This window comes from Bradyrhizobium sp. USDA 3650, assembly GCF_054057395.1.
This window is the reverse complement of the sequence record NZ_JBSRZG010000001.1, coordinates 6,164,892-6,191,797: the sequence shown is the minus strand read 5'-3', so window position 1 is coordinate 6,191,797 and position 26,906 is coordinate 6,164,892. Positions and strand designations below refer to the sequence as shown.

Genomic DNA, 26,906 nt, shown 5'->3' with positions numbered 1-26,906 from the left:
CGGGCGAGCGGCCCCGGATTGCGCTGCGCTCCATCCGGGCTACCGGGCTTAGCCGCCTTACATCATCTGCCTTGCCCAACGAAAAACACCCGGCGGTTTCCCGCCGGGTGTTCGTTCATATGTTCGACAGATCTTACCAGTTGCGCTGAGCGCGGAAGATCATGGCGATCGAGTCCTGGTCCTTCAATTCGTAAACCGCAGCCGGCTTGGCGGTCACGACGTTCGGGACGAGGCCAACCGTTCCAGAATACTTCTGGTCGAGATGGGTCCAGGACACGTCCGCCGAGAATGTCAGGTTCTTGACCGGGGTCCACCGGGTGACGACACCCAGCTGGCCGATCGCGAAGTCCGGGTTGCAACCCGTCACACCCGCCAGGCCGCCGAACACACCGCCGGCGCCACCAGCACCGCAGAGCGTGGTCTTGGCCAGCGTGCCGAACTGGGCCTGCGCGTAGGCACCGTACAGCGAGGAGTTCCAGTACGGATCCCAGTTGTGGGTGTAAGCGCCGCGGAAGCCCCAAGTCTTGACGGTTTCCTGCGAACTGCCGGTCACGAACACCGTATCGGGAGCGCTGGCGAAGCCGATGCTGCCGTAAGAGCCAGCAATGCCCGAATTGCCGTACAGTGCGTAGCTGCTGCCCGACAGGTTCTGGAAGTTGTAGCGGGTCGCACCGTCGGTGTAGACGCCCTGGATGTTGATCGTGTCACCCGCGCCGGTCGGGATGTTCTTGATCGACAGAGCGAGCTGAACCGCCCAACCCCATTTGTCGTCGGGGTGGCCAGTCGGCTCGGTTGCACCGTAGTAACCAACGTGGTTGTCATGTGCAGCCACCGACGCCTGGAACAGACCCCAGGCCTGATCGACACGGACCTGACCGACGAGGTTCGGCGAACGGGTGCCGCCGATGGCGTTGGTGCCGTACGAGCCGCCGATCATGCCGCCCGCGGTCGCGCCGGTCATGTTGACGTTGCCGGCCTGATAGTAGGCCGAGACGTCTTCAGCCGAGAACGAGGCCGTGACGCCCTGACCGAAGTCGGCGGTGTAGGTGAACTGGTTGACACCAGTGACCGTGCCGCTGCCGCCGACGAGGTTGTCGGTGATGTTGCCGGGATAGTTGGTCCAGGGCGCGTCGAACTGCGACACGGCCTTACCCATGGTGAAGCCGGCGAACTGGATGAAGGCATAGTATACGCCAAGCGCGCCACCGGAGGTGTTGCCGTCGGTGCCGTTGATGCTGCCGCTACCATTCGAGCCGACGAGGGCGGTGCCCGCAGCGTTGAGACCGAGCGCACCGCTGTACTGGGTGCCACCCGTTGCCGAACCGGTTGGGGTGTAATTGCCGCTCGTCCAGGTGAAGACGCCGTCGAAGAAGGTGCGGACCACGCCGTACTCGGTCGCGGTGCGGGTGTCGATGTTGAGGTCTTCACGAGCGCGGAAGGTGTAGTAGTTCATCAGGCGGTTGCGAGCACCGGCAGTACCGCCCTGGTTCGGATTGAAGTCCGAGTTGGTGTTGAAGTTCGCGTCAGCGCGGACGTAGCCGCCGAGCTTGATGCAGGTGTCGGTGCCCGGGATGTAGTAGAAGCCGGCGCCGTACAGCGAGCAGATCTTCACGTATTCGACCGCCTTGGCCTTCACGGGAAGATCGGCTGCGAACGCCCCGGAGGCGGCCATCAGGCCGGCAGCCGAGCCGAGAAAGAGTGTCTTCGTCAACTTCATTAGTAAACCTCCAGGTCGGTTCAGGGGGCTCGGCTCCTCGGTGGGCGCCGCTTTACCCTCTCAATTTCGCTCAATTCAGATCCGCACGAAGGTCCGGACTGAAACGACAGTGAGGTGCCCCCCCTCCGTCGTGCTTCACATATAGTTTATAAAAACAACTGCCTCAATTTATTGATTTCATGAATCGACAGTTCGAGCCGCGATGTGTCTTGAGAGCAACAGCGGCGATACCCCCCGGAAAAAACGTGTAGAAAAACAAGTAAAGCCCTCGGGGGGCATCCCGAGGGCTTCTTGGAGGTCTCGCATCGCTGTCCATCGCGTGGGTCAAGAGCAGCGAAATAGAGTGGAATAGTCGATAATAAAATTAATTGTTCTTTGCAAGTAATAATTGAGCCTACGATTCCCTCCTCGCGGTATCTCTCTTTTGGATCGGCGCGCGATTTTCGAGACGCTTCCAAGATATCCCACTAAAGATAGGCAAGGGATAAACGGGAGGGAGCCACATGATCGAGAAGAAACTCGACAGGGCGATTACGGATTTCATCTGGAACGTCGTCGAAATTCATTCCCAGCTGGAGGACATCCACACCAGCTGGGCCGGACTGCTGGGCATTACCGAGCCGCAGTGGCTGATCCTGATGGCCATCACCGAACTGGACGAAGGGCGAGGTGTCGCCGGAATCGATATCGCGAACAAGCTGCGGGTCCACCCCGCCTTCGTCACCAACCAGACCAAGAGCCTCGAAAAGGGCGGCTTCCTGTCGCGACGGCCTGCTGCAGACGACGCACGCTACGTCCTGATGTCGCTGACGGCGAAAGCAACGACGGAGATCGAAAAACTGTCGAAGAGAAAGCTCGCCTTGAACTCGACCATGTTCAACGAGCTCGACGAGAAGACCTTGGCCGATCTGAATGCCGCGCTCGCAACGATTGCCAAGAATGCCCGATTGGCGGCTCGATTGCTGGCGATCGACGTGTCTTGACCCACTGCCGTCAGGCGCGGAGCCCGCGCCTCGATTCATCCCCAATCTCTTCTCGCATTCCCAATCTCGCCTTCCCAATTTCTTGGCGCCTTAGAGGTAGGTCACAGAGTCCAGCTGGCGGGCAATTCCAAGTTTGCTGTCGAGCCACTTGAAAATGAAATCGTCCACCGCGATGAAATTTTCGACCTCGCCCAGAGGGTGTGGAATGCGGTTCGGCACGACGGTCGCGCAATCGGCTCCGGCCTGCCGATAGCCAGCTTGCAGTTCGAGAGCATCCTCCTCCCAAACCATTGAGCGGCTCCCGACGACCATCAGAAGCGGGCAAGGTATCCGACGCGACGGCAGCAACGAGCCCGTCGAGGTCTCGTCACCGACCGCCTGCTCGACGCCGATCATCCAGCGCAGCGATGCCCGGCGCATGACCGACGTCGCAATGCCGCCGTCGCACACGGCGGCAGCCATCCTGCGATCCAGGAGGGCAAGACGGGATGCGTGACCGGCGGCCGCTCCCTCGCCGTAGACCGCGATCTGCTGCGAATCGACGTCCGGACGGGCTTCCAGGTAGTCCAGCCAGCATTGAAGAACATGCGCCGGCTTGAAGGGGCTACGACCGGATGAATCGCCGGCATCAACGAGCAGGAGTGACATGTTCCGTCGCCCTGAGACCGGCAACAGCCTGCTCATCATCGAGCCCAGGGTGATGTCCTCGTCGCTGACACAGATAACCGCTGGTGCGAAAGACCGGTCGGGGAACGCCGGCAGAAAGTAGCCCGCAAGCGAGCCTTGATCAAAGCAGTCGATCTCCACGCGCTCGATCGCCGAACCGGCCTCCTCCTCGAAGCCCCTCAGGCTGAGTCCGACCTTGTCTACGAGGCCGGTACTCCCGGGATCTCCGGGCCAAGACAGGTTCCTCGCGACTTCGAGGGCCGTCAGCGAGCACAGCCACGCTTCCCGCGCGACCTGAGCTGAACCGGCTACGCGCGCCGATTCGGCGAAGATCCGGTACTCGCCTGAGATCCGCAACCAGTCCGAAATCCACCGATGCCTGTGCGCCTCGCGCCCGAGCTCCGCGACGGACAAGCTTTCGAAAAAGTCGGACGCGCGTTTCCGCAAGCACTCCAGGCTTCGACCGGCGCCGTCGCACGCGCAGTGAGGCCAATGATCATCTTCCATGTCAGTCCCCGAACGGCGCGTCGGCGGTTGCTTGGACCAGGCGCAACGCTGTCAGCGCAACGCCCTGCATGTCTGCTCGATGCGACCTCACGCTTGCGTGATCACATGTGCGTCTGCCGTCCCGCTTATCGTTCCGTTTTCCCTTCGCGGGCGGGGGCACTGGACCAGACGGACTACAGTCCGAACGAACTGGTCGCAAAGCAAGTCTCACGCCGGCTCCAACTCAATCGTCACGTCTCAGCTCCGTTGCTGATACACAGTTTAGGCCCCGCACCATTCTGCCACTTTTTGCCGTCCCGCGTTTGCAGTTTTTTGTTGCGATGGACGACTAAAAATTGGATCGCGTTCGATGGCGAAAAACGCAGGGCCTGTATCGGCTTCCATCATGAATTCCTCATGACGCCGAGCCGGCGTGCCATCCATCACGATGGCGATCGAGGGATGCGGCGGATTGCCGTTTATGATGCCAACGGCCTTCGCCACGGGACTTTTCGGCGGTCGGCGTCGCAGGAAAACCCGCGCGACAAAATCCTCGACGTCGCTCATCCGCACCCGGCGCGCGCGACGTGACCAGGTATGATCGCTTCTGGGTGAGCCCGGGCGAGCGAGACCTACAACATTCCTTACTTCGGTAAGCCAGTTATTTGAGCAGCTCATGCACCTGCAGAGCCCGTCCCCGATGAGGCGTCCTCTCGCTTTCGGCGGCAAGCAACACGCTGGATCGCCTGCCGAGCCGTCCGACCCTTGTATCCATTATCCCAGTTGCCATCCCCACGCACTTTGCCTTACATGCCCGCCAAACTCGCCCGCGGATGACGGCCGGGGCTCAAAAACAGCACAAATTGTCAAAGGGACGAGACATGGCGCGTAACATCCTGATTCTCGGGGCTTCCTACGGCTCCCTGCTGGGCACGAAGCTGCTGATGGCGGGCCACAACGTGACCCTGGTCTGCCGCACCAAGACCGCGGAGCTGATCAACCGCGAGGGTACCGAGGTGCGCATCAAGTTGCGTGACGAGGCGGTTCACCGCGCCATCTTCTCGCGCGACCTGCCCGGCAAGCTTGACGCCGTGACACCCGCCAATGTGGACTTGTCGCGCTACGACATGATCGGCCTTGCGATGCAGGAGCCGCAATACACCAACCACACGGTGCGCGTTCTCATGGTCAGGATCGCCGCGGCGAAGCTGCCGTGCCTGTCGATCATGAACATGCCGCCGCTGCCCTATCTGAAGCGGATCCCCTCGCTCGCGGACATGGATCTCGAGGAAGCCTACACCAATGCGCAGGTGTGGGAGCGCTTCGAGCCCGGGCTGGTGACCCTGTGCTCGCCCGACCCGCAGGCGTTCCGTCCGCCGGAAGAGGCTGCGAACGTGCTTCACGTCGGTCTGCCCACGAATTTCAAGGCCTCCGTGTTCGCCGACGAGAAGCACAACAAGGTGCTGCGCGAGCTCGAAGCCGACATCGACGCGGTGACCCTCGATGGCCACGACGTGCCGGTGAAGCTGAAGGTGTTCGATTCCCTGTTCGTGCCGCTGGCGAAATGGTCGATGCTGCTGACCGGCAACTATCGCTGCATCACGCCGCACGAGCCGCAGTCGATCCGCGACGCCGTGCACGGTGATCTCGCGCGCTCGCAGACGATCTACGAGCATGTCGACGCCATTGCCCGGCGCCTCGGCGCCGATCCGCAGGACCAGGTGCCGTTCGCGAAATACGCCAAGGCCGCCGAGAGCCTGCTGAAGCCGTCATCGGCCGCACGCGCGGTGGCCGGCGGCGCGCCCTTCATCGAGCGCGTCGACCTGCTGGTCAAGCTGATCTCGCATCAGCTCGGCGCGCCCAATGCAGAGATCGACCGCACGGTCGAGACCGTGGACCTGAAGCTCAACGAGAAGATCGTGCAGGGCGGATCGGGCGCGCTGTAACGGGCGCTTCCATCGCCCTCGAACGCGTCGGCGTTGCGCTCCAGGACACCGGGGCCGAGCGTCGCGCCCCGGAGGGGTGATCATGCCCTACCGGCAAATGATCGCGCGCTGCACTGTTCCCGGTGTGACGCAAACTCAACAGGAGTGATCGCGAGTCATCGATCACGCGATCGTGTTGCGTTCAGCTCCCTCCTGCTTTCACCGCAGATATTACGTCTGAATGACAGAGTCATGTTGCCCGTCATGTCTCGACGTCGCGCAGCGTGAAAATGCGGCATTTCCGCTCGAACTGAATCAAAGCGCGCAATCCCTGTCCGCCGCGCCCTCGAGCGAGGTCGCACGTTTCGGACAAGATCCTTCATTTGCGCAAACGCCGCATGCGCGCGCGCCGGGCTCGCCGTCTTGCCTGGCGGATATGCCCGAGTAACATAGCTTTGCAAGGCAGCTGTCTTTTGCGGCTTTTCCAGACACGGTTTGCAGTCCCCGCGTTCGGATCCAGACAACAAAAATCGAAGAAAAAGAAGCAATGGACCAGGCGATGCTGAGCGTCGTCCGCGCAGTCGAGGCAGGCGCGACGACGATGAAGGGCGTGATCGACGCCACCGGACTGTCCCGTCTTAGAATCGAACGTGCGTTGAACGCGCTGGAGAAGCAGAAGCTGCTGGTCCGCGACGGCCAGGGTTTTCGCGGAACCGGCCCGACGAGGACAGCTCAGCCTGCCCGGCAATGCGGCTCGTGCAATGCCTGCTGCGACATTCTCGAAGTGGCCGCCGTCGACAAGCCGGTGAACCAGCTGTGCAAGCATTGGCAGGCCGGCACGGGTTGCACCATCTACGAGCGCCGTCCCCAGATGTGCCGTTCATTCGTCTGCGCCTGGCTGCAAGGCCATCTCGACGACGACTGGTTTCCGGCGAAGTCGGGCATCATCGTGCATTTCAGCCAGGACGCCGTGAACGTGACGGTCGATGACCATTGCCCCGATCGCTGGCGCGAGGAGCCCTATTTCAGCAAGCTCGCCGAATGGTCGCTGAACGGCATCAAGCGAATCGGAAATCGCGGCTACGCGACGCTCGTCGTCTCCGGCGCCGACCGGTTCCTGCTGCTCGGGCGCACCGTCGTTCCTGAGCCGACGCTGTTCGGCACCGCGTTCCTGCCGCTCACCGCCGACACCTTCCGATTCTGGCGGGCGAAATCCCCGGAGCATCTGCAGCGGCTGCACGAGCGCATCGCCGAAATCGAGCGGATCAGGCAGGAATTCGGCTCCTGCGCCATCCCCGAGAACGAGGACGACGATCCACAAGCCCCCTATCGGCCCGCACTTCTACGGCAATCGAATCACGCCTGAACTCCGCCGTGGGCAACAACGCATGATTTCCGCCGTGGCGCTCGACGCGCCGCGGCCGGGTTGATAAGCCCCTGTCCGCGAATGATGGGACTTGAGTCGGGCATGACGGTTGCGATCGAGATGGGGCAGACCACGGCGGGCGCCGCAGCGGCCATGGACCTCGAGGAACTGCTGGCGACCCGCCTCCTGGTGCAGGGCAATTCGGGCTCCGGAAAATCACATCTGCTGCGGCGGTTGCTGGAGCAGAGCGCGCCCTGGGTGCAGCAGGCCATCATCGATCCCGAAGGTGATTTCGTCTCCCTGGCGGAGCATTTCGGCCATCTCGTGATCGAGGCCGAGGATCACACCGAGCGCGGCCTTCAGGTCGCCGGCGAGCGCGCGCGGCTGCATCGCGTCTCCACCGTGCTCAATCTCGAAGGGCTCGACGCCGAGAACCAGATGCGCCGCGCCGCGGCCTTCCTTGGCGGACTCTTCGACGTGGACCGCGACCACTGGTATCCGATGCTGGTGGTGGTCGACGAGGCGCAGCTGTTTGCGCCTGCGGTCGCGGGCGAAGTCTCTGACGAAGCGCGAAAGCTTTCGCTCGGCGCGATGACCAATCTGATGTGCCGCGGCCGCAAGCGCGGGCTTGCCGGGATCATCGCGACCCAGCGGCTGGCGAAGCTCGCCAAGAACGTCGCGGCGGAAGCGTCGAACTTCCTGATGGGCCGCACCTTCCTCGACATCGACATGGCGCGCGCCGCCGACCTGCTCGGCATGGAGCGGCGGCAGGCCGAATCGTTTCGCGATCTCGAACGCGGACAATTCATGGCGCTCGGCCCCGCACTGTCGCGACGCCCCCTGCGTTTGAACATCGGCGCGACCGAAACCCAGCCGCGCAATTCCACGCCGCGGCTGATGCCGATGCCCGAAGCCGCGCTCGAAAATATGCGCGCCGTGATCCTGGCCGCGCCGCCGCCCGATGCCAGCCGGCCGCAGCGCCGGCCCGCGCCCGATCTGCTCGAGCAACTCCGCGCCGCGAAGGGTGCGGCACCGGAGATCGGCCCCGACATGATCGAGGTCCCGATCAGTGCCGAGGAGCTCGCGGAACGGCGCGAGCGCGTGGATCGGACCCTTCGTGCCGTCCTCGCTGCGCCCGATGCCGGTTTCCGCGCGGTCGGCGTGCTGTACCAGGAGTTCGTAGTCCGCTGCCGCATCGAGGGCCTCGGCTCGGCGGTGCCCGATCTCACCGAATTCCGCCGCATGCTGACACGCGCACGCGCCGGGCTCGGCGCCGAGCATGCCGAGGACGACGCCTGGCAGGATGTGTCGCTGCGCGCCTCGATCCTTCCCGAGGACATGCAGGGCGTGTTCATGATGATCGCGCGCGCGGCGAAAGAAGGCTGGCCGTGTCCGGGCGACGCCGCGATCGCCCGCGCCTACGGCTCGCATTCGCTGCGCCGGGCGCAGCGCCTGCTCGGCTACATGGAAGAGCAGGGCCTGATCGTCTGCCAGCTCGACGGCGCCGGCCGCCGGTTCGTGACGCTGGTGGAGCTCGCCTGGGCCACCGCGCCCGGCGATCCCAATGCCGACGACCTGCCGACGGAGCAGGTCGCGAGCGCGGCTTCGGCCTAGAACGCTCCCGCCACAGTCACGCGGAACGTCAGCGGCTCGACCGGGTGCAGCACGGTGTCCATCACGCCGTTCTGGCAGACCGCGGCGGGCGCGGTGCCTGAGGTACATAGGGCGTAGAGCGTGTCGGTTTTCAGCAGCGACCCATAGGCGTAGGTGACCTGGTTCGCCTGCATGTTGAAGAGATTGAGCACGTCGAGCTGAAGGCGCCAGCCATTGTCGATGCGATAGCCGAGGCGTCCGTTGAAGTTGCTGGGTCGCAGACGAACGGAACGCATTGTCTTCCGTCAGTGGGCTCGACGCAAGATAGCGCCAGCGCAAGCCCCCGAACCAGCCGGTCTTCTCGCCGAGCGTGATGCCAGCTGATGCCACCATCGCCGGCGCGTTCGGGATGTAATTGCCGGGCGCGTTGCCGGCCTGCGCCTCGGGATAGCCGGTGAGCGAGGCGTAGACCTCGGCCTGAGCGCTGTCATATCCACGGAAGCGCGCATGGGTCATCGCAAGATCGGCGTCGATCTCGATCCATGGTTGCGGGCGGTAATGGTTGGTCCACTCAAAGCCGTAGCGACGGCTGGCGCGGGTCGCCGAGGTGTCGCCGGCATCGCCCGAAAATAGAATCTCGGAATCCTGGTCGAGGATGAAGAGGCTGAGCGAGGTGTCGAGACCGGGGACGATCCTGCTGCGAACGCCGATCTCCGCGCCTCTGGTCCGCACCAGCAGCGGCGACGGCGTCAGCCTTGTCGCGGGATCGCTCGGGTCTTCGGTCGTGGTCGCGCCGCGCGCGTCGTTCGAATGCATGCCGTAGCCGGCCCCGAGAAAGAATTCGGTCTGGTTGAACGGACCGAGCACCATCCTGAACTTCGGGCTGCCGAGCGCGGCATCGGCGCGACCGGAATTATTTTGGTTGAACAGGGATGCGACGTCTGCGGCATAGTAGTCGCCGCGCAAGCCAATTGTGGTCCGGAGCCAATCGGACCAGCGCACGGTGTTTTCGGCAAATACACCGACGCTGCCCTCGCCGACCTTGTCGCTGCGGATGTTGGAGACGAAGCCGCGCCGAAAATTATTGGTCAGCGCCAGATCGATCGAATCATGGCGCGATTGCAGGCCAATCGTGGTCTGCATCGGCAGCCCCGCAAACGAGCCGTCCAGCGTGCGCGAGATGTTGGCGCCGGCCATCAGGCGGTCATCGTGCTGGTGGAACTGGTCGCCAAGCACGGGATCGCCAAGGAAATAGGTGAAGTTGTTGAAGAGGTCGAGTTGGCTCTTCACCACATAGGCGTTGGCTTTCCAAGACCCCACATCGTCACTCTGCGCGATGCGGGCGGAGAGCGCGAAGCGATTGGTGTTGCCGCCGTCGCTTGGATCCTCCGAGCCGAACCGGTCGAGCAGGCCACGCGCGATCGCTCGCTGCGGCACCTGATCAGTCGAATTCCATTTGTTCGCATAGGCCATGCCGGTGACGGATACGCCATCCGTCGCGGTACCCTGGCTGTAGCGAACGAGACCGTTGAGCTTGCGGACATTGTCGGGATTGTCCCACGGCCCATTATAGGTGCCGATCTCGCCGGCGACGAGCAGCGAGCCGTCGCCAACCTTCGTTGAGTCCATGCCGAGCAGGCGGCGATAACCAAAGCTGCCGGCGCTCACCTGCGCGAGCCCCTTGGTGCGGTCGATCAGGCCGATGTGAACGCTACCGACCGAAGCGAAATCGCCCTCGTCGGCGAAATATGGCCCCTTGCGTACGTCGATCGCGGCGATGGTCTCCGGGATCAGCCAATTCAAGTCCGCATAACCCTGGCCATGCGCGTGTGTGCGCATGTTGACGGGCACGCCGTCCACGGCGATGGCGAGATCGGTGCCGTGATCGAGATTGTAGCCGCGTAGAAAATACTGGTTGGCTTTGCCTTCGCCGGAATGCTGGGTCACGATCAACCCCGGCACAGCTTCGAGCGCCTCACCGGGCCGGGTGAAAGGGCGCGCGTTGATGTCCTCGCCGGAGACGGTGATCTCGCTTGCCATGCCGGGCGGGCCTTTTGCGCCCGAGGCGGCGCTGTGCGCATCGGACGCTCGCATGGCTGTCGGGTCAGCAACGATGCGGTCGTTGGACTGGACCGGCATGCTGGACCGTCGAGCTGCGGCCGGTTTCTTGTGAGGTTTCGTCTCGCCGCCGCTGACCTGGACCGGCGGCAGCTCGCGCGATGTGCCTGCGTTCTGCGCGAAGGCGTCGCCGCCATCTGCGAGCAGCACCAAGACCGAAAATGCCGTCAGCGCGCCGCAGCGTCGGTCGGACTCAGACCGTCTCGGTGGCATCGGCGCATTGCAGCAATTTTGGCGTGGCCGCTCGGTGGAGCGCAAACATGCGCCGATAGAGCACGACCGAGACGAGCCAGGCGATCACGAACAGCGCGACCACGGCGAAGCCGACATTGGCGAGCGAATCGTTGAGCGCGTCAACCAGGGCCCACACGCCGCCGGACAGGCCGAGCCGGTCCGCGATCAGCCCGAGCGCCTCGATGCCGCCGATCAACAGCGCCACCGCCACGGAAGCCCCCGTTATCGTGAGGTTGTACCAGAGCTTTCGCAGCGGATCGACGAAGGCCCAGCGATAGGCGCTCACCATCAGCGCGGAGTCGGCGGTATCGACCAGCGCCATGCCCGACGCGAACAGCGCGGGAAAGACCAGGACATCGGCAAACGAAGCACCGCGCGCGGCCTCGCCGGCGGAGATGCTGAGCAGGCCGATCTCGGTTGCGGTGTCGAAGCCGAGCCCGAACAGGAAGCCGAGCGGATACATGTGCCAGGGTTTTGTCACCAGGCGGAACATCGGGCCGAACAGCCGCGCCAGGAGGCCGCGATTGGCAAGCAGGGCATCGAGGCCCTCGGCGTCGTGAATGCCCTGCTCCCGCGCGGCGCGAAACGTCCGCCACAAGCCGGCGATGATGACGAGATTGATGGCCGCGATCACCAGCAAGAACAGCGCCGAGACCGAGGTGCCGATGAAGCCGCCGATCTCCTTGAGCACGCTGTCGCCGCCAAGACTTACGACGCCGAGCGCGAGCAGCATGGTCGCGACCACGACGATCGTGGAATGGCCGAGCGCGAAATAGAGACCGACGCTTCGCGGCGCGCCGCCTGCCTGCATCTGCTTGCGCACGACATTGTCGATGGCCGCGATGTGGTCGGCATCGACGGCGTGGCGCAGGCCGAACACCCAGGCGAGCAGCGCGGTCGCCATCACCGTCGGCCGGTCACCGAACGCCGCGAACGCCCAGGCCCACGCCGCGAAATTGGCCGCGATCAGCCCGCCGAACAGCAGCACCATTCCGGGCTCTACCGCCCGCAAAGATAATTTCGTCACGTCGTTGATTCCGTCCGCCGCACGCCGATCGCGCCAACGGTATGACCTTTTCATAAGATGGTCATACTGACCAGTGCAATCCCGGAGGGGGCGGCAGGGTTCTGCAGCAGTGCTGGTCGCCATCCTTCGAGACGCCCGCTGCGCGGGCTGCTCAGGATGAGGTCTTGTTTCGCAGCGATTGCCAGAACCTCATGGTGAGGAGCCCGCGCAAGCGGGCGTCTCGAACCATGCAGGCCATGATGGCGCTACGCCGCCTCGGAGCCGCCGAGATAGGCATCGCGGATGCGGGGATCGTCCTTCAGCGCGCGGGCGGAGCCGGAGAGAACGATCTTGCCGGTCTGGAGCACATAGGCCTCGTGCGCGATCTCGAGTGCGAGGCTGGCGTTCTGCTCGACCATGAAAACCGACACGCCCTCCTGGTTGATGGTGCGGATCAGCTCCAGCACGCGGTCCACGTAAAGCGGCGACAGGCCCATGGTCGGCTCGTCCATCACGATCATCCTGGGACGGCTCATCAGCGCGCGCGCCATCGCGACCATCTGCTGCTCGCCGCCGGAGAGCGAGCCGGCGCGCTGCGACAGCCGCTGGCCGAGCTTCGGGAACAGCGTGAGCATCTTGTCGAGATCCTGCGCGATCGCCTCACGGTCGTCGCGCACGAACGCCCCCATCAGGATGTTCTCGCGCACGCTCATGTCGGCGAACAGCCGTCGCGCCTCCGGCACCGAGGCGATGCCGCGGCGGACGATCTGCGGCGTGGTCAGCCCGAGCAACGAGGCACCGTCGAAAGTCACCTCGCCCGAGCGTGGCTTCACCAGGCCTAAAATGATCTTCATCGTCGTCGACTTGCCGCTGGCATTGCCGCCGAGCAGGCAGACGATGTGGCCGCGCGGCACTGATATCGACAGGTCGAAATGCACCTGGGCCTGGCCGTAGAAGGTATTGACGTCGGTGAGCGCGAGCAGCGCATCAGGAGGCGAGTTCGTCATGCCGCGCTCTCCTGCTTCGTCGCCAGGCCGTGGCCGAGATAGGCCTCGATCACCTTGGGATCGCCCCGCACCGCTTCGCCCGGGCCTTCCGCGATCTTCTTGCCCTCGTCCATGACGATAACACGGTCGGAGAGGCGCATCACCATTTCGAGCTTGTGCTCGATCAGCAAGATCGTCAGCCCTTCGGCCTTCAACTCGGCGACGAGCCCTTGCATCTCCGTGGTCTCGGTCGGGTTCATGCCGGCGGTCGGCTCGTCCAGCAGCAGCAGACGCGGCTTCAGCGCGAGCGCCCGCGCAATCTCGACACGGCGGCGATTGGCGTAAGACAGGCTGTAGGCCGGCTGGTCGATGCGCGGCAGCAGCCGCTCGCCGAAGCGCGCGAGAATGACCTTCACCTCCTCGCGCAGCCGCTCTTCCTCGGCCTTGACGCTGGCGGGGCGCAGCAGCGCCAACCCCAATTCCAGCAGCGGACCGATTACCGGCACGGCCGGCTTGACCGCACGCAGCCGCGTGTGGGCGCCGATCAAGACGTTGTCCATGACGCTGAGATTGCCGAAGACGCGGCCGAGCTGGAACGTGCGCGCGACACCTTCGGCGGCGAGCCGCTCCGGCGAGAGACCCGTGATGTCCAGTCCCTCGAAGCGAACCGTCCCGGCGTCCGGCCGGTCAAGCCCGGTCACGAGATTGAACAACGTCGTCTTGCCGGCCCCGTTCGGGCCGATGATGCTGATCAGCTCGCCCCTGGCGAGATCGAGATCGATGGCATCGACGGCGGTGAGGCCGCCGAAACGCCGCGTCAGCCCGCGCAGGGACAGCATGGTCGTGCTCATCACATCGTCCCCAACAGGCCCTGCGGTCTGAACCGCACCAGCAGCAGCAGCACGATGCCGTAGATCAGGATGCGATACTCCGCCGCGATCCGGAACACTTCCGGCAGCCCGACCAGCGCGACCGCCCCGAGAATCGCCCCGACGACATTGCCGAGGCCGCCGAGGATCACCACGGTCAGCGCCAAAATGGATTGCTGCGTGTTGAAGGTCTCGTGGTTGATGTAGGAATAGAGATGCGCGGCGATGCCGCCGCTAATGCCGGCGGCAAAGCCACCGAAGATGAAGGCGAGCGATTTGTAGCGATTCAGACTGAGGCCATAGGCGCGCGCGGCGATGTCGTCGTCGCGGATGGCGCGAAAGCTGCGGCCGAGATGCGAGCCGAGCAGGCGTCCCTGCAGCAGCGCCAGCACCACCATCACGATGAAGCTGAACCAGTAGATCGAAATCGGGCTGACCAGCTCATAGCCGAACAGCGACAGCGGCGGAATGCCGGAGATGCCGATCGGCCCGCGCGTGACGCTCTCCCAGTTCAGGATCACCAGGGAGACGATCTCGCCGATCGCGAGCGTCGCGATCGACACATAGTGTCCGCGCAGCCGGAACGACGGCGAGATCAGCGCCGTGCCCAGCGCAGCACTCATCAGGCCGCCGCCGATAATGGCAAGGACGACCGGGACGGCGAAATTGAGCGACAGCAGCGCGGAGGTGTAGGCCCCGATCGCGAGCAGCGCGGCGTGTCCCAGCGAGACCTGACCGATCGTGCCTGCAACCAGGGTGAGGCTCAGCGCGAGCATGCCGAGCAGCCAGGCGTTGATCAGGGTCTGGAGCACGTAAAACGACACGGGCAACAGCGGCAGGATCGCGAAGACGGCGGCAGCGATCAGCAGAGCCCAGCGCGGAATGCGCACCGGGCGGCTCGGCGCGATGAAGGTGCCGGTGAGCGGCTCGGGCGGCGCCTGCCGTGCGCTGGCGAACAGGCCATTCGGCCGCAGCACAAGCACCACGACCAGCAGCAGGAACGCGAACAGATTGCGGTAGCTGGTGCCGAACACGGCGACGCCGTAGCTCTCGACCAATCCGAGCAGCAGGCTTCCGATCACCGCACCCGGCACATTGCCGGCACCGCCGACGACTTCGGCGACGACGCCCTTGAGCGTCGCCTGCAGGCTCATCGCGGTGTCGATCTGGTTGTAGTACATGCCGACCAGCAGGCCGGAAACGCCGCCAAGCGCAGCCGCAATGCCGAACACGGCCTGATTGACGCGATTGACATCGACGCCCATCTGCATCGCGGCGTCGCGGTCCTGCGCGGTGGCACGCACGGCCCAACCGAGCTTGCTGTAGCGCAGGAACACGAACAGCAGCAACGCGCTGGTGAGGCCGACACCGGCGATGAGCAGATCGAGCGGCCCGATCGTGCCGCCGCCGATCTGGAAGCGGACATCCGGTAACTGGCTTGGCAATGCGCGCGGATTGGGCGAGAAGGTCAGCATGACGAGCTGATCAAGCACGAAGCTGATGCCGATGGTCGCCAGTAGCGGTGCGATGCGCACCGAGTTCTGCAGCGGACGCAGCCCGAACCGCTCGATGATCAAGCCCACCAGCGCCGCCGCCACCGCAACCACGATGATGGTGAGCGGCAGCGGCGTATGCAGCTGCACCACCGCGACCCAGCCGATATAGGCTCCGACGAGATAGATCGAGCCTTGCGCAAAGTTGATCAGCCGGCTGACGCCGAAGATCAGCGCGAGCCCGACCGCAACGAGGGCGTAGACGTTACCGACGATCAGCCCGTTGATCGTGTAGTCGAGCCAGGAAGACACGCAGAAAATCCCCTCAGGTCGGCTTGCCGTCCCAGAGCGCAAACTGGCCCTTGCGCACGACGAGTTCGGCGTTCATGGCGCCCTTGACGCGGCGACTCTCGACGTCGAACGTTGCTTTGCCGAAGATCACGCTCGAGACGTCCTTCACTTTCGTGAAGGCGTCGCGGATCGCGCGCCGGTCGGCGCCGCCGATCCTCACCACGGCGGCCGCCATGTTCATCGCGTCATAGGCGTAGGCGTTGAACGCGTCGGGCTCCACTCCGTTGTACTTCTTCTTGAAGCCCGCGATGAATTTCTGCACCTCGGGGCGCGGATCTTCCGGGAAGTAACGCGTGCCGACATGGACGTCCTCGACGGCCTCGCCGCCCAGCTCCAGGAATTTGGGTGAGTAGACCGAGCTCGCGGCGCAGATCACCTGCTTCAGCCCGACCTGGCGCGCCTGGCGCGCGATCAGCGCACCGTCGGAATAATAGGAGATCAGGATCAACCCGTCCGGATTGGCGTCGCGGACTCGCACCAGCGTGGAGCGGAAGTCGCGCTCCTCCGCGATGTAGCCTTCGGTGACGGCGATTTCGGCGCCGTGCTCTTTCGCGGCCTTGACGAAATAGTCGCGGCTGGTGCGGCCCCAATCGGTGTTGAGGTGCAGCACGGCGAGCTTCTTCAGGCCGAGACGCTTGACGGCATAGGCCGCCAGCAGCGGCTGCTCGTCCGCCTGGCTGACCGAGGTGCTCCACATGAAGTCGCCGCCCTTGGTGAAGTCGGGATGCGAATTGGTGAAGCCGAACTGCACCAGCCCGCCGCGCTGATAGATCGGCGAGGCCGCCATCGAGGCGGGACTCGAGAAGTCGCCGAGCTCCATGACAATCCTGGGATCGGAGACGAACTTCTGGGCAATCGCCACCGACTGGCGCGGGTCGCTCTGGCTGTCTTCGAAGCTGTAAGCGAGCTTGCGGCCGTTGATGCCGCCCGCCGCCTGAATCTCGTCGAGCGCGAGATCAAATCCCTGCTTCCACTGCGTGCCATATTGTGCGTTCGGCCCGGTCAATGGACCGCTGACGCCCAGCAAAATCGGCTCGGACGATTGCGCAAGCGCGGCGCGCGAGAAGGCTGCTCCCGCCATCATGGCGGCAAGCGAGCCCTTGACCAGGGTACGACGATCGATGTTGCTCATGGACGGCTCCATCCTGTCAGGTGTTGAAACAACCAGCAATTTCCATGCCGGTGAGGTTGGCTATTTCGAGGGCTCGCCGAGCGACAGCATCAGCCGGTTTGCCCAATTGAAAAACGACGCGCCGTTGATGACGTCGACGATCTCCGCATCGTCGAGACCAGCGCGGCGCAGCTCATCGACATTGTCGGGGCCGAACGAGATCGGCGTCGCAGCCAGCGCCACCGAGGCCTCGACGACCGCATTCCAGCGCTCACCGAGATCGGCGCCAACGCCCTCGTCGAGCAGGCGCTGCACATCGTCGCGGCGCTTGGAATAGGTACTGGCGAAACGCGCATGCACGGAGGCGCAGTAGATGCAGCCGTTGTAGCGCGAGGTCGCAGCCGCCGCGAGTTCGCGTTCGGCGCGCGGCAGGCCGTCGGCCACGTTGTAGAAGATGTCCTTGTCGGTCTTGGTCCGGGCCTCCAGCACCTCGGGATCGCGCACCAGCAGTCGAAAATATTCGGACTTGGACCGGGAGCGATCGACCAGGCCGGCGAAATGCCGCTCGGTCAGCTCAGTCTCGGGCAGCGGATCGATCCACGACACCCAGCCCAGTTCATCCTGGGTGAAGACAACGGGCGGATTGACATTGTTTGCAGCGTTCATGATGCAGCCTCCTTATGCGCCAGCCGCGGCATTTGCGCGCCCGAGCGAGGCACCGAGCACGCGCAGTCCGGTGACGACGCGCACCTGGAACGACAGGAACGCAACGAGCTGGGAGAACGTGACGATGCCGGTCTTCGACCAGCCGGCGGCGAGCAATGCCTTCATGTCGGCTGCAGCCGCATCTCGCGGGCGGAACACCAGTAGATGCGCATGCTCGAGCGCCGCAACGAGCCGGTGCCCGAGATCGGGCTTGCGCTCCGCGCTGACGCGATAGATCAGGCCGGCCTTGTTTTCGAGCGACAGCGGGCCGGCTGGAAACGCACCGTAGGGGCCCGAGGTCTCGCCCCGCGCGATTTCGACATCGACCGCTTCGACCAGGCGCGCGCCATCGGCGGTCGCAGCTAACTTCGCCCGGTAGAAGCCGGCCGTCATGGGCTCGCGGTGAAGACCGATCACGAAGAGCGCGACCGCGGCGCGCTCCACCAGCGAGACATCGCCGGCGTCCACCGGCTCGAACAGAGAGAGATAGCTCTTCTGCGCGTTGTCGCGCGCCTGCACGCGCTTGGCGCGAATGCCATCCAGAGCCGAACCCGGTTCGATCCCGGCGAGCGTGTCGATGATATCTTTCGTAGCCATCATTCAGCCTCTTGCAGCCTCGTGCAACGCGATTGCGTTCATTCCGACTATCCCGCCAGCGCCACGTCAGGCGCCGTCCGCGCCCAGCCCAGCGCCGGCGCGACCTTCTCCGCGACCAGCTCGATCGAGCGCAGGATATGGGGATGCGGGGCATCGACCGAATGCGCCTGGAAGACGAGATCGGTCACCCGCTCCAGCGTGGCGTCGGCGCGCAGTGAGGCGATGACGTCGTCGGCCGCGCCGACATGGGTGTCGAACGCCGCGATCATCTCCTCCAGCGTCTCGCCCGGCTTGGCGTGGCCGCCCTTGAGGAATTGCGGCAGCGCGCGCCGCAGCCCGATATCGGCAAGGCGCATCGCCTCGGCGCGGTCGTCGGCGACGAAGATTGTGCGCGAGGCCATGATGCGGGGTTCGCGTCCCGGCGGCAGTGCTTCAAGGTAGGCATCGATCACCGGATTCTGAATCTCGGCCAGCGTTGCCTTCGGCGCCTCCTTGGGTCGAGGCTGGGTGCGCGACAGCAACAGGCCATCGCCCGCCTTGCCGGCACGCGCGCCGCCCGCCACAGAGAACGTCGCCTGCCAGATCCGGTTGTCCAATTGCGGCCGCTGCGGATAGAGCGTGTCACCACCATCGAGCGGCTTGCCCACCAGCGCGGTGCGGACGACCTCGAGATTGCGCGCAAAGATCTCGTTGCGCTGGGCGCTGTCGAGGCCGAACGCGGCAAAGGCCGAGGGATTGCCGCCGGTGCCGACACCGAGCTCGAAGCGACCGTTGCAGAGCAGGTCGAGCACCGCGGCGTCTTCCGCCACCCTCACCGCATTCTCCAGCGGCAAGGTGACGATGCCGGTGCCGAGCCGGATGCGCGAGGTCTGCGCTGCGACGTAACCGAGGAAGGTGAAGGGCGACGGCAGGCCGCCCTCGCGCTCGTGGAAATGGTGCTGCGCGATCCACGCGGAATCGAGGCCCGCCTTCTCGGCGCGCACGATCTGCTCGGCCGCGAAGCGATATCGGTCGGCGGGCGGGGCCTCGTCGAGAAGCCGCGTGAAAAACCCCAGGCGTTTCAGGTTTGCTAAGCGTTTCATACGACCCCTGTCGGACGAGGATGGGTCCCGATGATGTCGGTTGCCGCAGCTCCAGACAAGCGGGCATTGCGCAGGGCTCGTACGCAAGCCTGCCCGCCGAGATCGCCTGAGCTGAGCTTTGGCTGGGCAGACTGCCTACCAGCTCGGCAGTACCGCGCCCTTGAACTTGGTCAGGACGAACTCCTTGACCTCCGCGGTGTGGTAGCTGTCCACCAGGATCTTGACCCAGGGCTTGTCCTTGTCGACCGTGCGAACGGCGATGAGATTGACGTAGGGACCCTTCGGGTCCTCGCGCAGGATCGGATCTTTAACGGGATCGAGGCCCGCCTGGGTTGCATAATTGGTGTTGATCGCGGCGGCGTCGACATCGTCGAGCGCGCGCGGCGCCTGCGCCGCGTCGACCTCGATGAACTTCAGCTTCTTGGGATTCTCGATGATATCAAGCACCGTCGGCTTGAAGCCCGTGCCGTCCTTCAGCTTGATCGCGCCCTTGTCGCGCAGCAGCAGCAGCACGCGGCCGCCATTGGTCGGATCGTTCGGGATCGAGATCTTGCCGCCCTCGGGAATGTCGGCGAAGGACTTGTGCTTCTTGGAATAGACACCGATCGGGAAATTCACGGTCAGGCCGACGGCTTCGATCTTGTAGCCGCGGTCCGCCTTCTGGTTGTCCAGATAAGGCTGATTCTGGAACGAATTGGCCTGGATCTCGCCGGCATCGAGCGCGGCGTTCGGCACGACGTAGTCGGAGAATTCGATGAGCTGGATGTCGAGACCCTGCTTGGCGGCGATCGGCTTCACGGCCTCGAAGATCTGGGCGTGCGGCCCCGGCGTCACGCCGATCTTGATGGTCTCGCCTGAAGCGGCGGCCGACCAGGCGGCGAGCGCGGTGGCAAGGATCAGGGGAAGGCGAAACGACATCTTGGTCTCCATGGCTTGGCAATGATTGGAACCGTATTCGCTTCTCCGCGGGGCGAAATCAATGAAATGGAAATCCATATTGGCGGGCCGACGCGGACGACGCTTCTCCGTTCGTCCGCATGTGGGGAACGAATGCACCTGCGCAAGTATGAGGCGCATTACGGCAAAACAGCACGGATCGTTGGGCCCAGCCCGCTGGAGCGAAGCGCAATCCAGGGCGCAGCCTGCCGCGGGTGGACTTATCCTGGTTGCGCTCGGCTCCATCCGGGCTTCAGACCTCTCCCCGCCCATTCGTCATTTCGCCGCAGGATTTTCTCACCCTGTCGGCATTGCCGCCTCGCCCATGATGAAACATGATGGGCTTTGGCCGGTGACGACTTGTCCGTGAAGTGGGGATCATCCGATGAACGAGAACGAAATCCGCAAGTCCATCGCTGAGGTGAAGCAGGGCAAGCTATCGCGACGCTCGTTCATGCAGACGATGGCTGCGATCGGGATCGCAGCGCCGGTCGCGAGCCAGATCCTGGTCTGGAACGACGTCGCGATGGCGGACGCCACGCTGCAATACAAGCCGACCAAGGCCGGTGGCGGCGGCCCGCTCAAGATCCTGCTCTGGCAGGCCCCGACGCTGCTCAATCCGCATTTCGCGCTCGGCACCAAGGACCAGATCGCCTCGCGCGTCTTCTTCGAGCCCCTCGCCGGCTGGGACAAGGAGGGCAACCTCGTCCCCTGCCTCGCGGCCGAGGCCCCATCCAAGCAGAACGGCGGCCTTTCGCCGAACGGCCTGAGCGTGACCTGGAAACTGAAACAGGGCGTGAGATGGCATGACGGTAAGCCCTTCACCGCCGACGACGTCGTTTTCACCTGGCAATACGCCTCGGATCTCGCCACGGCGGCGTACACCACAGGGTCCTACAAGGACATCACGGTCGAGAAGATCGACGACCACACCGTCAAGGTGCTCTTCAAGGCCCCGACCCCGTTCTGGGCCGATCCCTTCGTCGGTTCGGTCGGTCCGATCCTGCCGAAACATCATTTCGGCGACTATGTCGGCGCGAAGTCGCGCGAAGCGCCCGGGAATCTGAAGCCGGTCGGCACCGGTCCCTACAAATTCGTCGAGTTCAAGCCCGGTGACCTGATCCGGGCCGAACGCAATCCCGATTATCACGTCAAGAACCAGCCGCATTTCGACACGCTCGAAATCAAGGGCGGCGGCGATGCGGTGTCGGCGGCGCGCGCCGTGCTGCAGACCGGCGAATACGACTATGCCTGGAACATGCAGGTGGAGGAGGAGGTCCTCAAGCGCATGGAGGCCAGCGGCAAGGGCAAGCTCGACGTCACGCCCTCCGGCAACGTCGAGTTCATCATCCTCAACACGACTGACCCGTGGACCGAGGTGGACGGCGAGCGCTCCAGCCCCAAGACCAAGCACCCGACACTGTCCGATCCCGCCGTTCGCCGCGCGATGAACCTGCTGATCGACCGCGACTCGATCCAGAAGTTCATTTACGGCCGCGGCGGCATCGCCACCGCGAGCTTCGTCAACGCACCCAAACAGTTCAAGTCGCCCAAGCTGAAATACGAGTTCGACGTCGACAAGGCCAATAAGGTCCTCGATGAAGCCGGCTGGGCCAAGGGCGCGGACGGCATCCGCGAGAAGGACGGCAAGAAGCTCAAATTCGTCTTCCAGACCTCGACCAATGCGCCGCGTCAGAAGACGCAGGCCATCATCAAGCAGGCCTGCCAGAAGGCCGGCATCGAGATCGAGATCAAGGCGGTCACTGCATCGGTGTTCTTCTCATCCGACGTCGGCAATCCCGACACCTACTCGAAGTTCTATGCCGACATGGAGATGTACAACACCACGCAACCGCAGCCCGACCCGGAGCGCTTCCTGAACCAGTGCGTCTCCTGGGAGATCTCCAACAAGGACAACAAATGGCTCGGCCGCAACGTCTCGCGCTGGTCCGATCCCGAGGCCGACAAGGCCTACAAGGCTGCCCAGAACGAGCTTGATCCGGTCAAGCGCGCCGCGCTGCTGATCAAGGTCGACGAAACTTTTTGCGAGGCCAACGTGTTCCTGCCGCTTCTATCCCGCAACATCGTCAACGCAGGGGTCAACAACCTCATGGTCGACATGTCGGGATGGGACGTCACGACCTGGAATCTGGCGAGTTGGTACCGCAGCTGACGCCTTGCAAGTTCAATCCTTGCAAGCTCAATCCTTGCCAGCTCAATCGCTGCCGGCGAATTGACGGTCGAGGTTTGACGCCGTGTCGGCGCTTCTCAGGCGTTTCATCAACTCATCCCTCTCCTTGCCGTCGGGCAACGACTCGGCCTTTTCGCGGATGGTCCTGGTGAACTCCGCAAGCCGCTCTTGAAGAGTGGTGGTTTGCTGAACGCGACGCCGCCTAAGCACGATCGGGTCTCCATGTCATGGCACCATGCGGTGCCTTTCCGGATGGCCAATGATAAGAGCGCGCTCAGCCATATCTATATCAAATGATATGGTTCAAGCCATTTGGTACCGACGCGCTTTGTTCACATGTGAACAGTCGGAGCCTTCACCTGTCCGGTCGGGAACGAAAAGGACGGCTGTTTCATTGACGCTGCGAGACAGCACGGACGCGCCATGGGCAAGATATTGATCAGCACCGCCGTCGTAAGCCTGGCGCTCATTATTGCCTTCGCGGTCTATGTCATCACTCTGTGAATTGCCGACAGCAGAAGCCAATGATGGTGCGCTCGGAAATCACCCGCGCGCGCAGCAATCCACCAGCAGGTCCCAGATCCGCTGCGCCTCGCCCGATGCGCGGGTCTCCAACCCCTTCTCCGGGGTGGACTGCGAATAGCCCGCCAACGGGGGCGCTTCGCGCGGCACAATCCATCTCTGGGAGATCGGATCGTACCATTTTCCGATAATCGTTTCAGTCACGCCGCTCGACTCACCGATATGATCCTGGGCGGAGCTACGGCTCACGGGCTTCGTCGAATCCCGTTCACCGCGCCTCGCCCATTTTACAAATCGGCTTCTTGCCCGATCGTTCCCGCCGCCACGTTAGCCCGGCCGCGCCGGATGCAGCGTACGGGGATGCCGCTCGTGCAGCAGCCGCGCGAGCTCTTCCCGCTCCGCAGGCCGTCCCTTCATGGCGGTCTCGAACAGCGCTTCCTGGATATCGCGCGGCATGTCGCCCCACACGTCCATCGCCGCCCGTCCGAGCAGGCTCGCAAGATGATCCGCACCATCGCCATCGCTCATTCGGCTCTCCTGATCTGGTCACAGGAATGGAACAGCTGCGGCTGTGCGGCGTTCCAGTTCCATCATTGTGAAAGGAGACGTCGTTTATGGGATTCTTCACCAAGGACATCAAATCGATGGAAGACCTGCTGCTGCACGGGCTGCAGGACATCTACTACGCGGAACAGCAGATCCTGAAGTCGCTGCCGAAGATGATCGACAAGGCGACCAACAGGGACCTCGTCACCGGACTGAAAGCTCATCTGGAAGAGACCAACAAGCAGGTCGACAGGCTCGGCAAGGTGTTCGCGAAGCTCGGCAAGGAGCCCAGCGGAACACACTGTCCCGCCATCGACGGCATCATCAAGGAGGCCGACGAGACGGCGGGCGAGATCGAGGACAAGGCCGTGCTCGACGCCGCGATCGTGGCCAACGCACAAGCCGTCGAGCATTATGAAATGTGCCGCTACGGCACGCTGATCGCATGGGCGGAGGAACTCGGGCACGACGACATCGTGCGCTTCCTCACGACGAACCTGAACGAAGAGAAGGCCGCCAACACCAAGCTGAATACGGTGGCGCTTCGCAAGGGCGTCAATGCCAAGGCGTCCAGCGCGGCTTGATCGAGACGTACTGGGCGTGGCGGCCCTGCTCGCAGGGCTGCCACTTTCTCATCGCACGTGCGGTCAGATGAACGGCTTGCCGCCGGTGACCGCCAGGGTCGCTCCTGATGTGTAGCTCGAGAGCGGATCGGCGAGCATGACATAGGCGGTCGCGAGCTCGGCCGGCTGGCCGGCCCGTTGCATCGGCACCTGCTTGCCGAAATTCTTCACGGTGTCCTCCGCCATCGTCGACGGAATCAGCGGCGTCCAGATCGGACCCGGAGCGACCGCGTTGACGCGAATGCCCTTCGCCGCCAGCATCTGGGCAAGCCCACCCGTAAAGTTCTGAATGGCGCCCTTGGTCGTGGCATAGGCCAGCAGGGTCGGATTCGGCATGTCGGAGTTCACCGACGCGGTGTTGATGATCGCCGCTCCCGGGCGCATGTGGGGCACCGCAGCCTTGGTGAGATAGAACATGGCATGGATGTTGGTCTCGAACGTCCGCTGCCACTCCTGGTCGCTGATATCAGCGATCTCCTTGAACGTGTCCTGATGGGCCGCGTTGTTGACGAGGATGTCTATTGCGCCGAACGCCTCGACGGTGCGGGCGATGATCGCGCGACAATGATCGGGATTGCGGATGTCGCCGGGGATCAGGACGACCTTGCGTCCTTCGCCCTCCACCAGCGCCTTGACCTCGGCGGCATCCTCGTCCTCGTTCAAATAGGCGATGACGATGTCGGCGCCTTCCCGGGCATAGGCGATCGCGACCGCGCGGCCGATGCCACTGTCGCCTCCGGTGATGATCGCCTTCTTTCCGACCAAGCGGCCGGAGCCCTTGTAACTCTCTTCGCCATGATCCGGTCGCGGATTCATCGCGCGGGTCGAACCAGGCATCGGTTGCTGTTGCGGAGGATAAGGCGGCTTTGGATATTCGGTCATGGAGCGGCTCCAGGGATTTGCTCCGCTAACGGAAAGCTTTCGGAAGCGTTCCTCGCCGTTCCATCACGCTTCCTGGCCAAGCCGCACGATGATGTCGTTCGGCAACAGGGCTGGCGCGTCCGCCGGACCCAATCGCCATAGGCTCTCGCCCGCAACCAGCGCTGGCATAGGTAGTTCGCGGTCGGAGAAATTGGCGACAATCTGCAAGATGTCTCCGTTCTCCGTCCGCCAACGGGCATCCAGGCCACCCGTGCGAGTGTTCTCTCCCAGCAACTTGCAATGGGCCGACACCAAACCACGTTTGATCAGTGGAACGATCTTCTCGCGCCGTATCTTCAGCAATTGGGCTGTCAGGCTGCGAAACCTGGCGCTGGCGGGAGAGCGATCGATGCCCGTCCAGTCGAGCTTCGATGCCTCGAAGGTTTTTTCATCGCAGGGACCCGGAATTCTGGCGCGCATGTCGGGGGTCGAGAATGCCTTGAAGTGCGCGAACTCCTTGCGCCGCCCTTCCCGCGTCAGCTCGGCGGCTTCGCCGGACCAGTCGGCGAAGAACAAGAACGGCGTCTCGGCCGCGGCTTCCTCACCCATGAACAACATCGGAATGTGCGGATTCAAGAGAACCAGCGCCATGGCCTGGGCCAGTTTCTCCGGGCCGACCAGCGCGGAAAGCCGCTCCCCGAACGCGCGGTTGCCGATCTGGTCGTGGTTCTGGGCGAAGAAGATGGTCGCCTCGGGCGGCAGATGCGCGCTCGGCTCGCCGCGCGGTTCGTCATGCAGCGGAAAGACTTCGCCTTGGTAGGCAAAGCCCTCGGTGAGCGCTCGCGCGAGATGTTCAAGCGGCCTGTCTGCGAAGGCGCGATAATAGCCTTCGTCCTCGCCCGTCAACAGCACGTGGAGCGCGTTGTGAAAATCATCGCCCCATTGCGCGTCATGGAACCGGGGTCGCCCTTGCGCCCGGTCGAGCAGGCGAGCCTGATTGGCCTCGTTCTCCAGCATCAGATGCACGCGCCGGCCCGGCAGCTGACTGCGAACCGTCTCGGCCAGCTCGATCAGGAAATGGCGTTCGGAATCGTCCTTGAGCGCGTGAACGGCGTCGAGCCGCAAGCCGTCGAATCCGTAGTCGCGCAGCCACATCAGCGCGTTCTCGATCAGGAACTCGCGCACGAACGCGCCGTCGTGTCCCTCGAGGTTGACCGCAGGGCCCCAGCCGGTGCTATGGCGCGTGGTGAAGAAGCTTTCCGCATAGAGGTGCAGATAGTTCAGCTGCGGCCCGAAATGGTTATAGACGACATCGAGATAGACCATAATGTCGAGGGCATGCGCCGCGCGTAACAGCCGCTTGAGGTCTTCCGGCCTGCCGTAGCGTGCATTCGGCGCATTCAGCAGCACGCCGTCATAGCCCCAATTGTGCCGGCCGGGGACGTCATTGAGCGGCATCAGCTCGATCGCGGTGATGCCGAGATCGCGCAGATACGGCAACTTCTTCTCGACGCCTGCATAGGTGCCTTCCTCGCTGAAGGTGCCGACATGCAGCTCGTAGATCACGGCCTCCGCCCAGGGGCGGCCGGGATAGAGCACCGAGTCCCGGAACGCCGCAGTGTCCACCACCTCGCTCGGCGCCCCGACGTCGTCGGGCTGGAAGAACGAGGCGGGATCGGGAACGACCAGATCTTCGTTGATCCTGAACTGATAGCGCGTGCCGATACGCGCGGTGGGACTCAGCGACTGGTACCAGCCATCCTCGTCGCGCATCATCCGGAGTGGCGGGCGGCCGGCTTCGAGCAATTCGACCGATTGCGCCGTCGGCGCCCAGAGATTGAAGCAGATCCCGTGATCGAGGCATCGAGGACCGTGGTGTCGCGCTTGCCCGGCCATTCCCAATCTGTGACTCAAAACTGGCCGCCTTTGCGTGCATGGC

The 26,906-nt window shown here is 63.8% G+C and carries 22 protein-coding genes and 1 pseudogene; 6 read left to right on the top strand and 17 right to left on the bottom strand.

Annotation, left to right across the window (positions count from 1 at the left end):
- Positions 1 to 133 precede the first annotated feature (133 nt).
- A complete protein-coding gene (locus ACVIN2_RS29065; RefSeq protein ID WP_456768207.1) occupies positions 134 to 1,717 on the bottom strand; it encodes a porin in 1,584 nt (527 codons plus the stop codon).
- Positions 1,718 to 2,220: 503 nt separating this feature from the next.
- On the opposite strand from ACVIN2_RS29065, the gene ACVIN2_RS29060 reads away from it, so the two are divergent.
- Positions 2,221 to 2,700, top strand: a complete 480-nt coding sequence (locus ACVIN2_RS29060) for a MarR family winged helix-turn-helix transcriptional regulator (protein WP_456768206.1) — start codon at positions 2,221 to 2,223, stop codon at positions 2,698 to 2,700.
- Between the two features lie 90 nt (positions 2,701 to 2,790).
- Here the strand turns inward: ACVIN2_RS29060 and ACVIN2_RS29055 are convergent, their stop codons facing one another.
- Together ACVIN2_RS29055 and ACVIN2_RS29050 are read right to left on the bottom strand one after the other, a co-directional pair.
- Entirely contained in the window at positions 2,791 to 3,873 is a 1,083-nt protein-coding gene (locus ACVIN2_RS29055; protein WP_456768205.1) for an alpha/beta hydrolase, read from the bottom strand.
- Between the two features lie 261 nt (positions 3,874 to 4,134).
- On the bottom strand, positions 4,135 to 4,419 hold the full coding sequence (locus ACVIN2_RS29050; protein ID WP_456768204.1) for a hypothetical protein: 285 nt from the start codon (positions 4,417 to 4,419) through the stop codon (positions 4,135 to 4,137).
- 314 nt (positions 4,420 to 4,733) lie between these two features.
- Between ACVIN2_RS29050 and ACVIN2_RS29045 the strand changes: the two genes are divergently transcribed.
- From ACVIN2_RS29045 to ACVIN2_RS29035, 3 genes are all read left to right on the top strand, one after another.
- Positions 4,734 to 5,798 (top strand): ketopantoate reductase family protein, encoded by a 1,065-nt coding sequence (locus ACVIN2_RS29045; protein ID WP_456768203.1) that lies wholly within the window; start codon positions 4,734 to 4,736, stop codon positions 5,796 to 5,798.
- A 526-nt stretch (positions 5,799 to 6,324) separates the two neighbouring features.
- A complete protein-coding gene (locus tag ACVIN2_RS29040) occupies positions 6,325 to 7,143 on the top strand; it encodes a YkgJ family cysteine cluster protein (protein ID WP_456768202.1) in 819 nt (272 codons plus the stop codon).
- Between the two features lie 102 nt (positions 7,144 to 7,245).
- Positions 7,246 to 8,757, top strand: coding sequence for a helicase HerA domain-containing protein (locus ACVIN2_RS29035; RefSeq protein WP_456768201.1), 1,512 nt, complete (start codon positions 7,246 to 7,248; stop codon positions 8,755 to 8,757).
- On the opposite strand, the pseudogene ACVIN2_RS29030 reads toward ACVIN2_RS29035, so the two are convergent.
- The 10 genes and pseudogenes from ACVIN2_RS29030 to ACVIN2_RS28985 all read right to left on the bottom strand — a co-directional run bounded on the left by ACVIN2_RS29030 (position 8,754) and on the right by ACVIN2_RS28985 (position 20,218).
- Positions 8,754 to 11,067 (bottom strand): annotated as a pseudogene (locus tag ACVIN2_RS29030) (TonB-dependent receptor). The gene ACVIN2_RS29035 and the pseudogene ACVIN2_RS29030 sit on opposite strands and share 4 nt — an antisense overlap.
- Positions 11,048 to 12,079, bottom strand: coding sequence for a HoxN/HupN/NixA family nickel/cobalt transporter (locus tag ACVIN2_RS29025; RefSeq protein WP_456769824.1), 1,032 nt, complete (start codon positions 12,077 to 12,079; stop codon positions 11,048 to 11,050). Before ACVIN2_RS29025 ends, ACVIN2_RS29030 begins: the two are co-directional and overlap by 20 nt.
- A gap of 281 nt (positions 12,080 to 12,360) precedes the next feature.
- Positions 12,361 to 13,101 (bottom strand): ABC transporter ATP-binding protein, encoded by a 741-nt coding sequence (locus tag ACVIN2_RS29020; protein ID WP_456768200.1) that lies wholly within the window; start codon positions 13,099 to 13,101, stop codon positions 12,361 to 12,363.
- Positions 13,098 to 13,931, bottom strand: coding sequence for an ABC transporter ATP-binding protein (locus tag ACVIN2_RS29015; protein WP_456768199.1), 834 nt, complete (start codon positions 13,929 to 13,931; stop codon positions 13,098 to 13,100). The genes ACVIN2_RS29020 and ACVIN2_RS29015 overlap by 4 nt, the downstream gene beginning before the upstream one ends.
- The gene (locus ACVIN2_RS29010) at positions 13,931 to 15,754 is read right to left on the bottom strand and encodes an ABC transporter permease (protein WP_456768198.1); all 1,824 of its coding nucleotides are present in this window, start codon (positions 15,752 to 15,754) and stop codon (positions 13,931 to 13,933) included. Before ACVIN2_RS29010 ends, ACVIN2_RS29015 begins: the two co-directional genes overlap by 1 nt.
- 13 nt (positions 15,755 to 15,767) lie before the next feature.
- Positions 15,768 to 16,925 carry an ABC transporter substrate-binding protein gene (locus tag ACVIN2_RS29005; RefSeq protein WP_456768197.1) on the bottom strand — a complete coding sequence of 386 codons (1,158 nt, stop codon included), beginning with the start codon at positions 16,923 to 16,925 and terminating at the stop codon, positions 15,768 to 15,770.
- A 60-nt stretch (positions 16,926 to 16,985) separates the two neighbouring features.
- Complete coding sequence (locus tag ACVIN2_RS29000) at positions 16,986 to 17,570, bottom strand: alkylhydroperoxidase domain protein (protein ID WP_456768196.1); 585 nt, start codon at positions 17,568 to 17,570, stop codon at positions 16,986 to 16,988.
- Between the two features lie 12 nt (positions 17,571 to 17,582).
- Positions 17,583 to 18,206, bottom strand: coding sequence for a CMD domain protein (locus tag ACVIN2_RS28995; RefSeq protein ID WP_456769823.1), 624 nt, complete (start codon positions 18,204 to 18,206; stop codon positions 17,583 to 17,585).
- 47 nt (positions 18,207 to 18,253) lie between these two features.
- Entirely contained in the window at positions 18,254 to 19,288 is a 1,035-nt protein-coding gene (locus tag ACVIN2_RS28990; protein WP_456768195.1) for a putative FMN-dependent luciferase-like monooxygenase, read from the bottom strand.
- Positions 19,289 to 19,423: 135 nt separating this feature from the next.
- On the bottom strand, positions 19,424 to 20,218 hold the full coding sequence (locus ACVIN2_RS28985) for a MetQ/NlpA family ABC transporter substrate-binding protein (protein WP_456768194.1): 795 nt from the start codon (positions 20,216 to 20,218) through the stop codon (positions 19,424 to 19,426).
- A 391-nt stretch (positions 20,219 to 20,609) separates the two neighbouring features.
- On the opposite strand from ACVIN2_RS28985, the gene ACVIN2_RS28980 reads away from it, so the two are divergent.
- Positions 20,610 to 22,397, top strand: coding sequence for a peptide ABC transporter substrate-binding protein (locus ACVIN2_RS28980; RefSeq protein ID WP_456768193.1), 1,788 nt, complete (start codon positions 20,610 to 20,612; stop codon positions 22,395 to 22,397).
- Between the two features lie 561 nt (positions 22,398 to 22,958).
- Here ACVIN2_RS28980 and ACVIN2_RS28975 read toward each other — a convergent pair.
- Together ACVIN2_RS28975 and ACVIN2_RS28970 are read right to left on the bottom strand one after the other, a co-directional pair.
- Complete coding sequence (locus tag ACVIN2_RS28975) at positions 22,959 to 23,186, bottom strand: hypothetical protein (RefSeq protein WP_456768192.1); 228 nt, start codon at positions 23,184 to 23,186, stop codon at positions 22,959 to 22,961.
- 78 nt (positions 23,187 to 23,264) lie between these two features.
- Positions 23,265 to 23,465, bottom strand: a complete 201-nt coding sequence (locus ACVIN2_RS28970; protein WP_456768191.1) for a hypothetical protein — start codon at positions 23,463 to 23,465, stop codon at positions 23,265 to 23,267.
- 86 nt (positions 23,466 to 23,551) lie between these two features.
- Between ACVIN2_RS28970 and ACVIN2_RS28965 the strand changes: the two genes are divergently transcribed.
- Positions 23,552 to 24,067, top strand: coding sequence for a YciE/YciF ferroxidase family protein (locus ACVIN2_RS28965; protein ID WP_027519885.1), 516 nt, complete (start codon positions 23,552 to 23,554; stop codon positions 24,065 to 24,067).
- Positions 24,068 to 24,130: 63 nt separating this feature from the next.
- Here the strand turns inward: ACVIN2_RS28965 and ACVIN2_RS28960 are convergent, their stop codons facing one another.
- A complete protein-coding gene (locus tag ACVIN2_RS28960) occupies positions 24,131 to 24,988 on the bottom strand; it encodes a glucose 1-dehydrogenase (RefSeq protein ID WP_456768190.1) in 858 nt (285 codons plus the stop codon).
- 63 nt (positions 24,989 to 25,051) lie between these two features.
- Positions 25,052 to 26,863 carry a malto-oligosyltrehalose trehalohydrolase gene (gene treZ / locus ACVIN2_RS28955; RefSeq protein ID WP_456768189.1) on the bottom strand — a complete coding sequence of 604 codons (1,812 nt, stop codon included), beginning with the start codon at positions 26,861 to 26,863 and terminating at the stop codon, positions 25,052 to 25,054.
- Positions 26,864 to 26,906 lie beyond the last annotated feature (43 nt).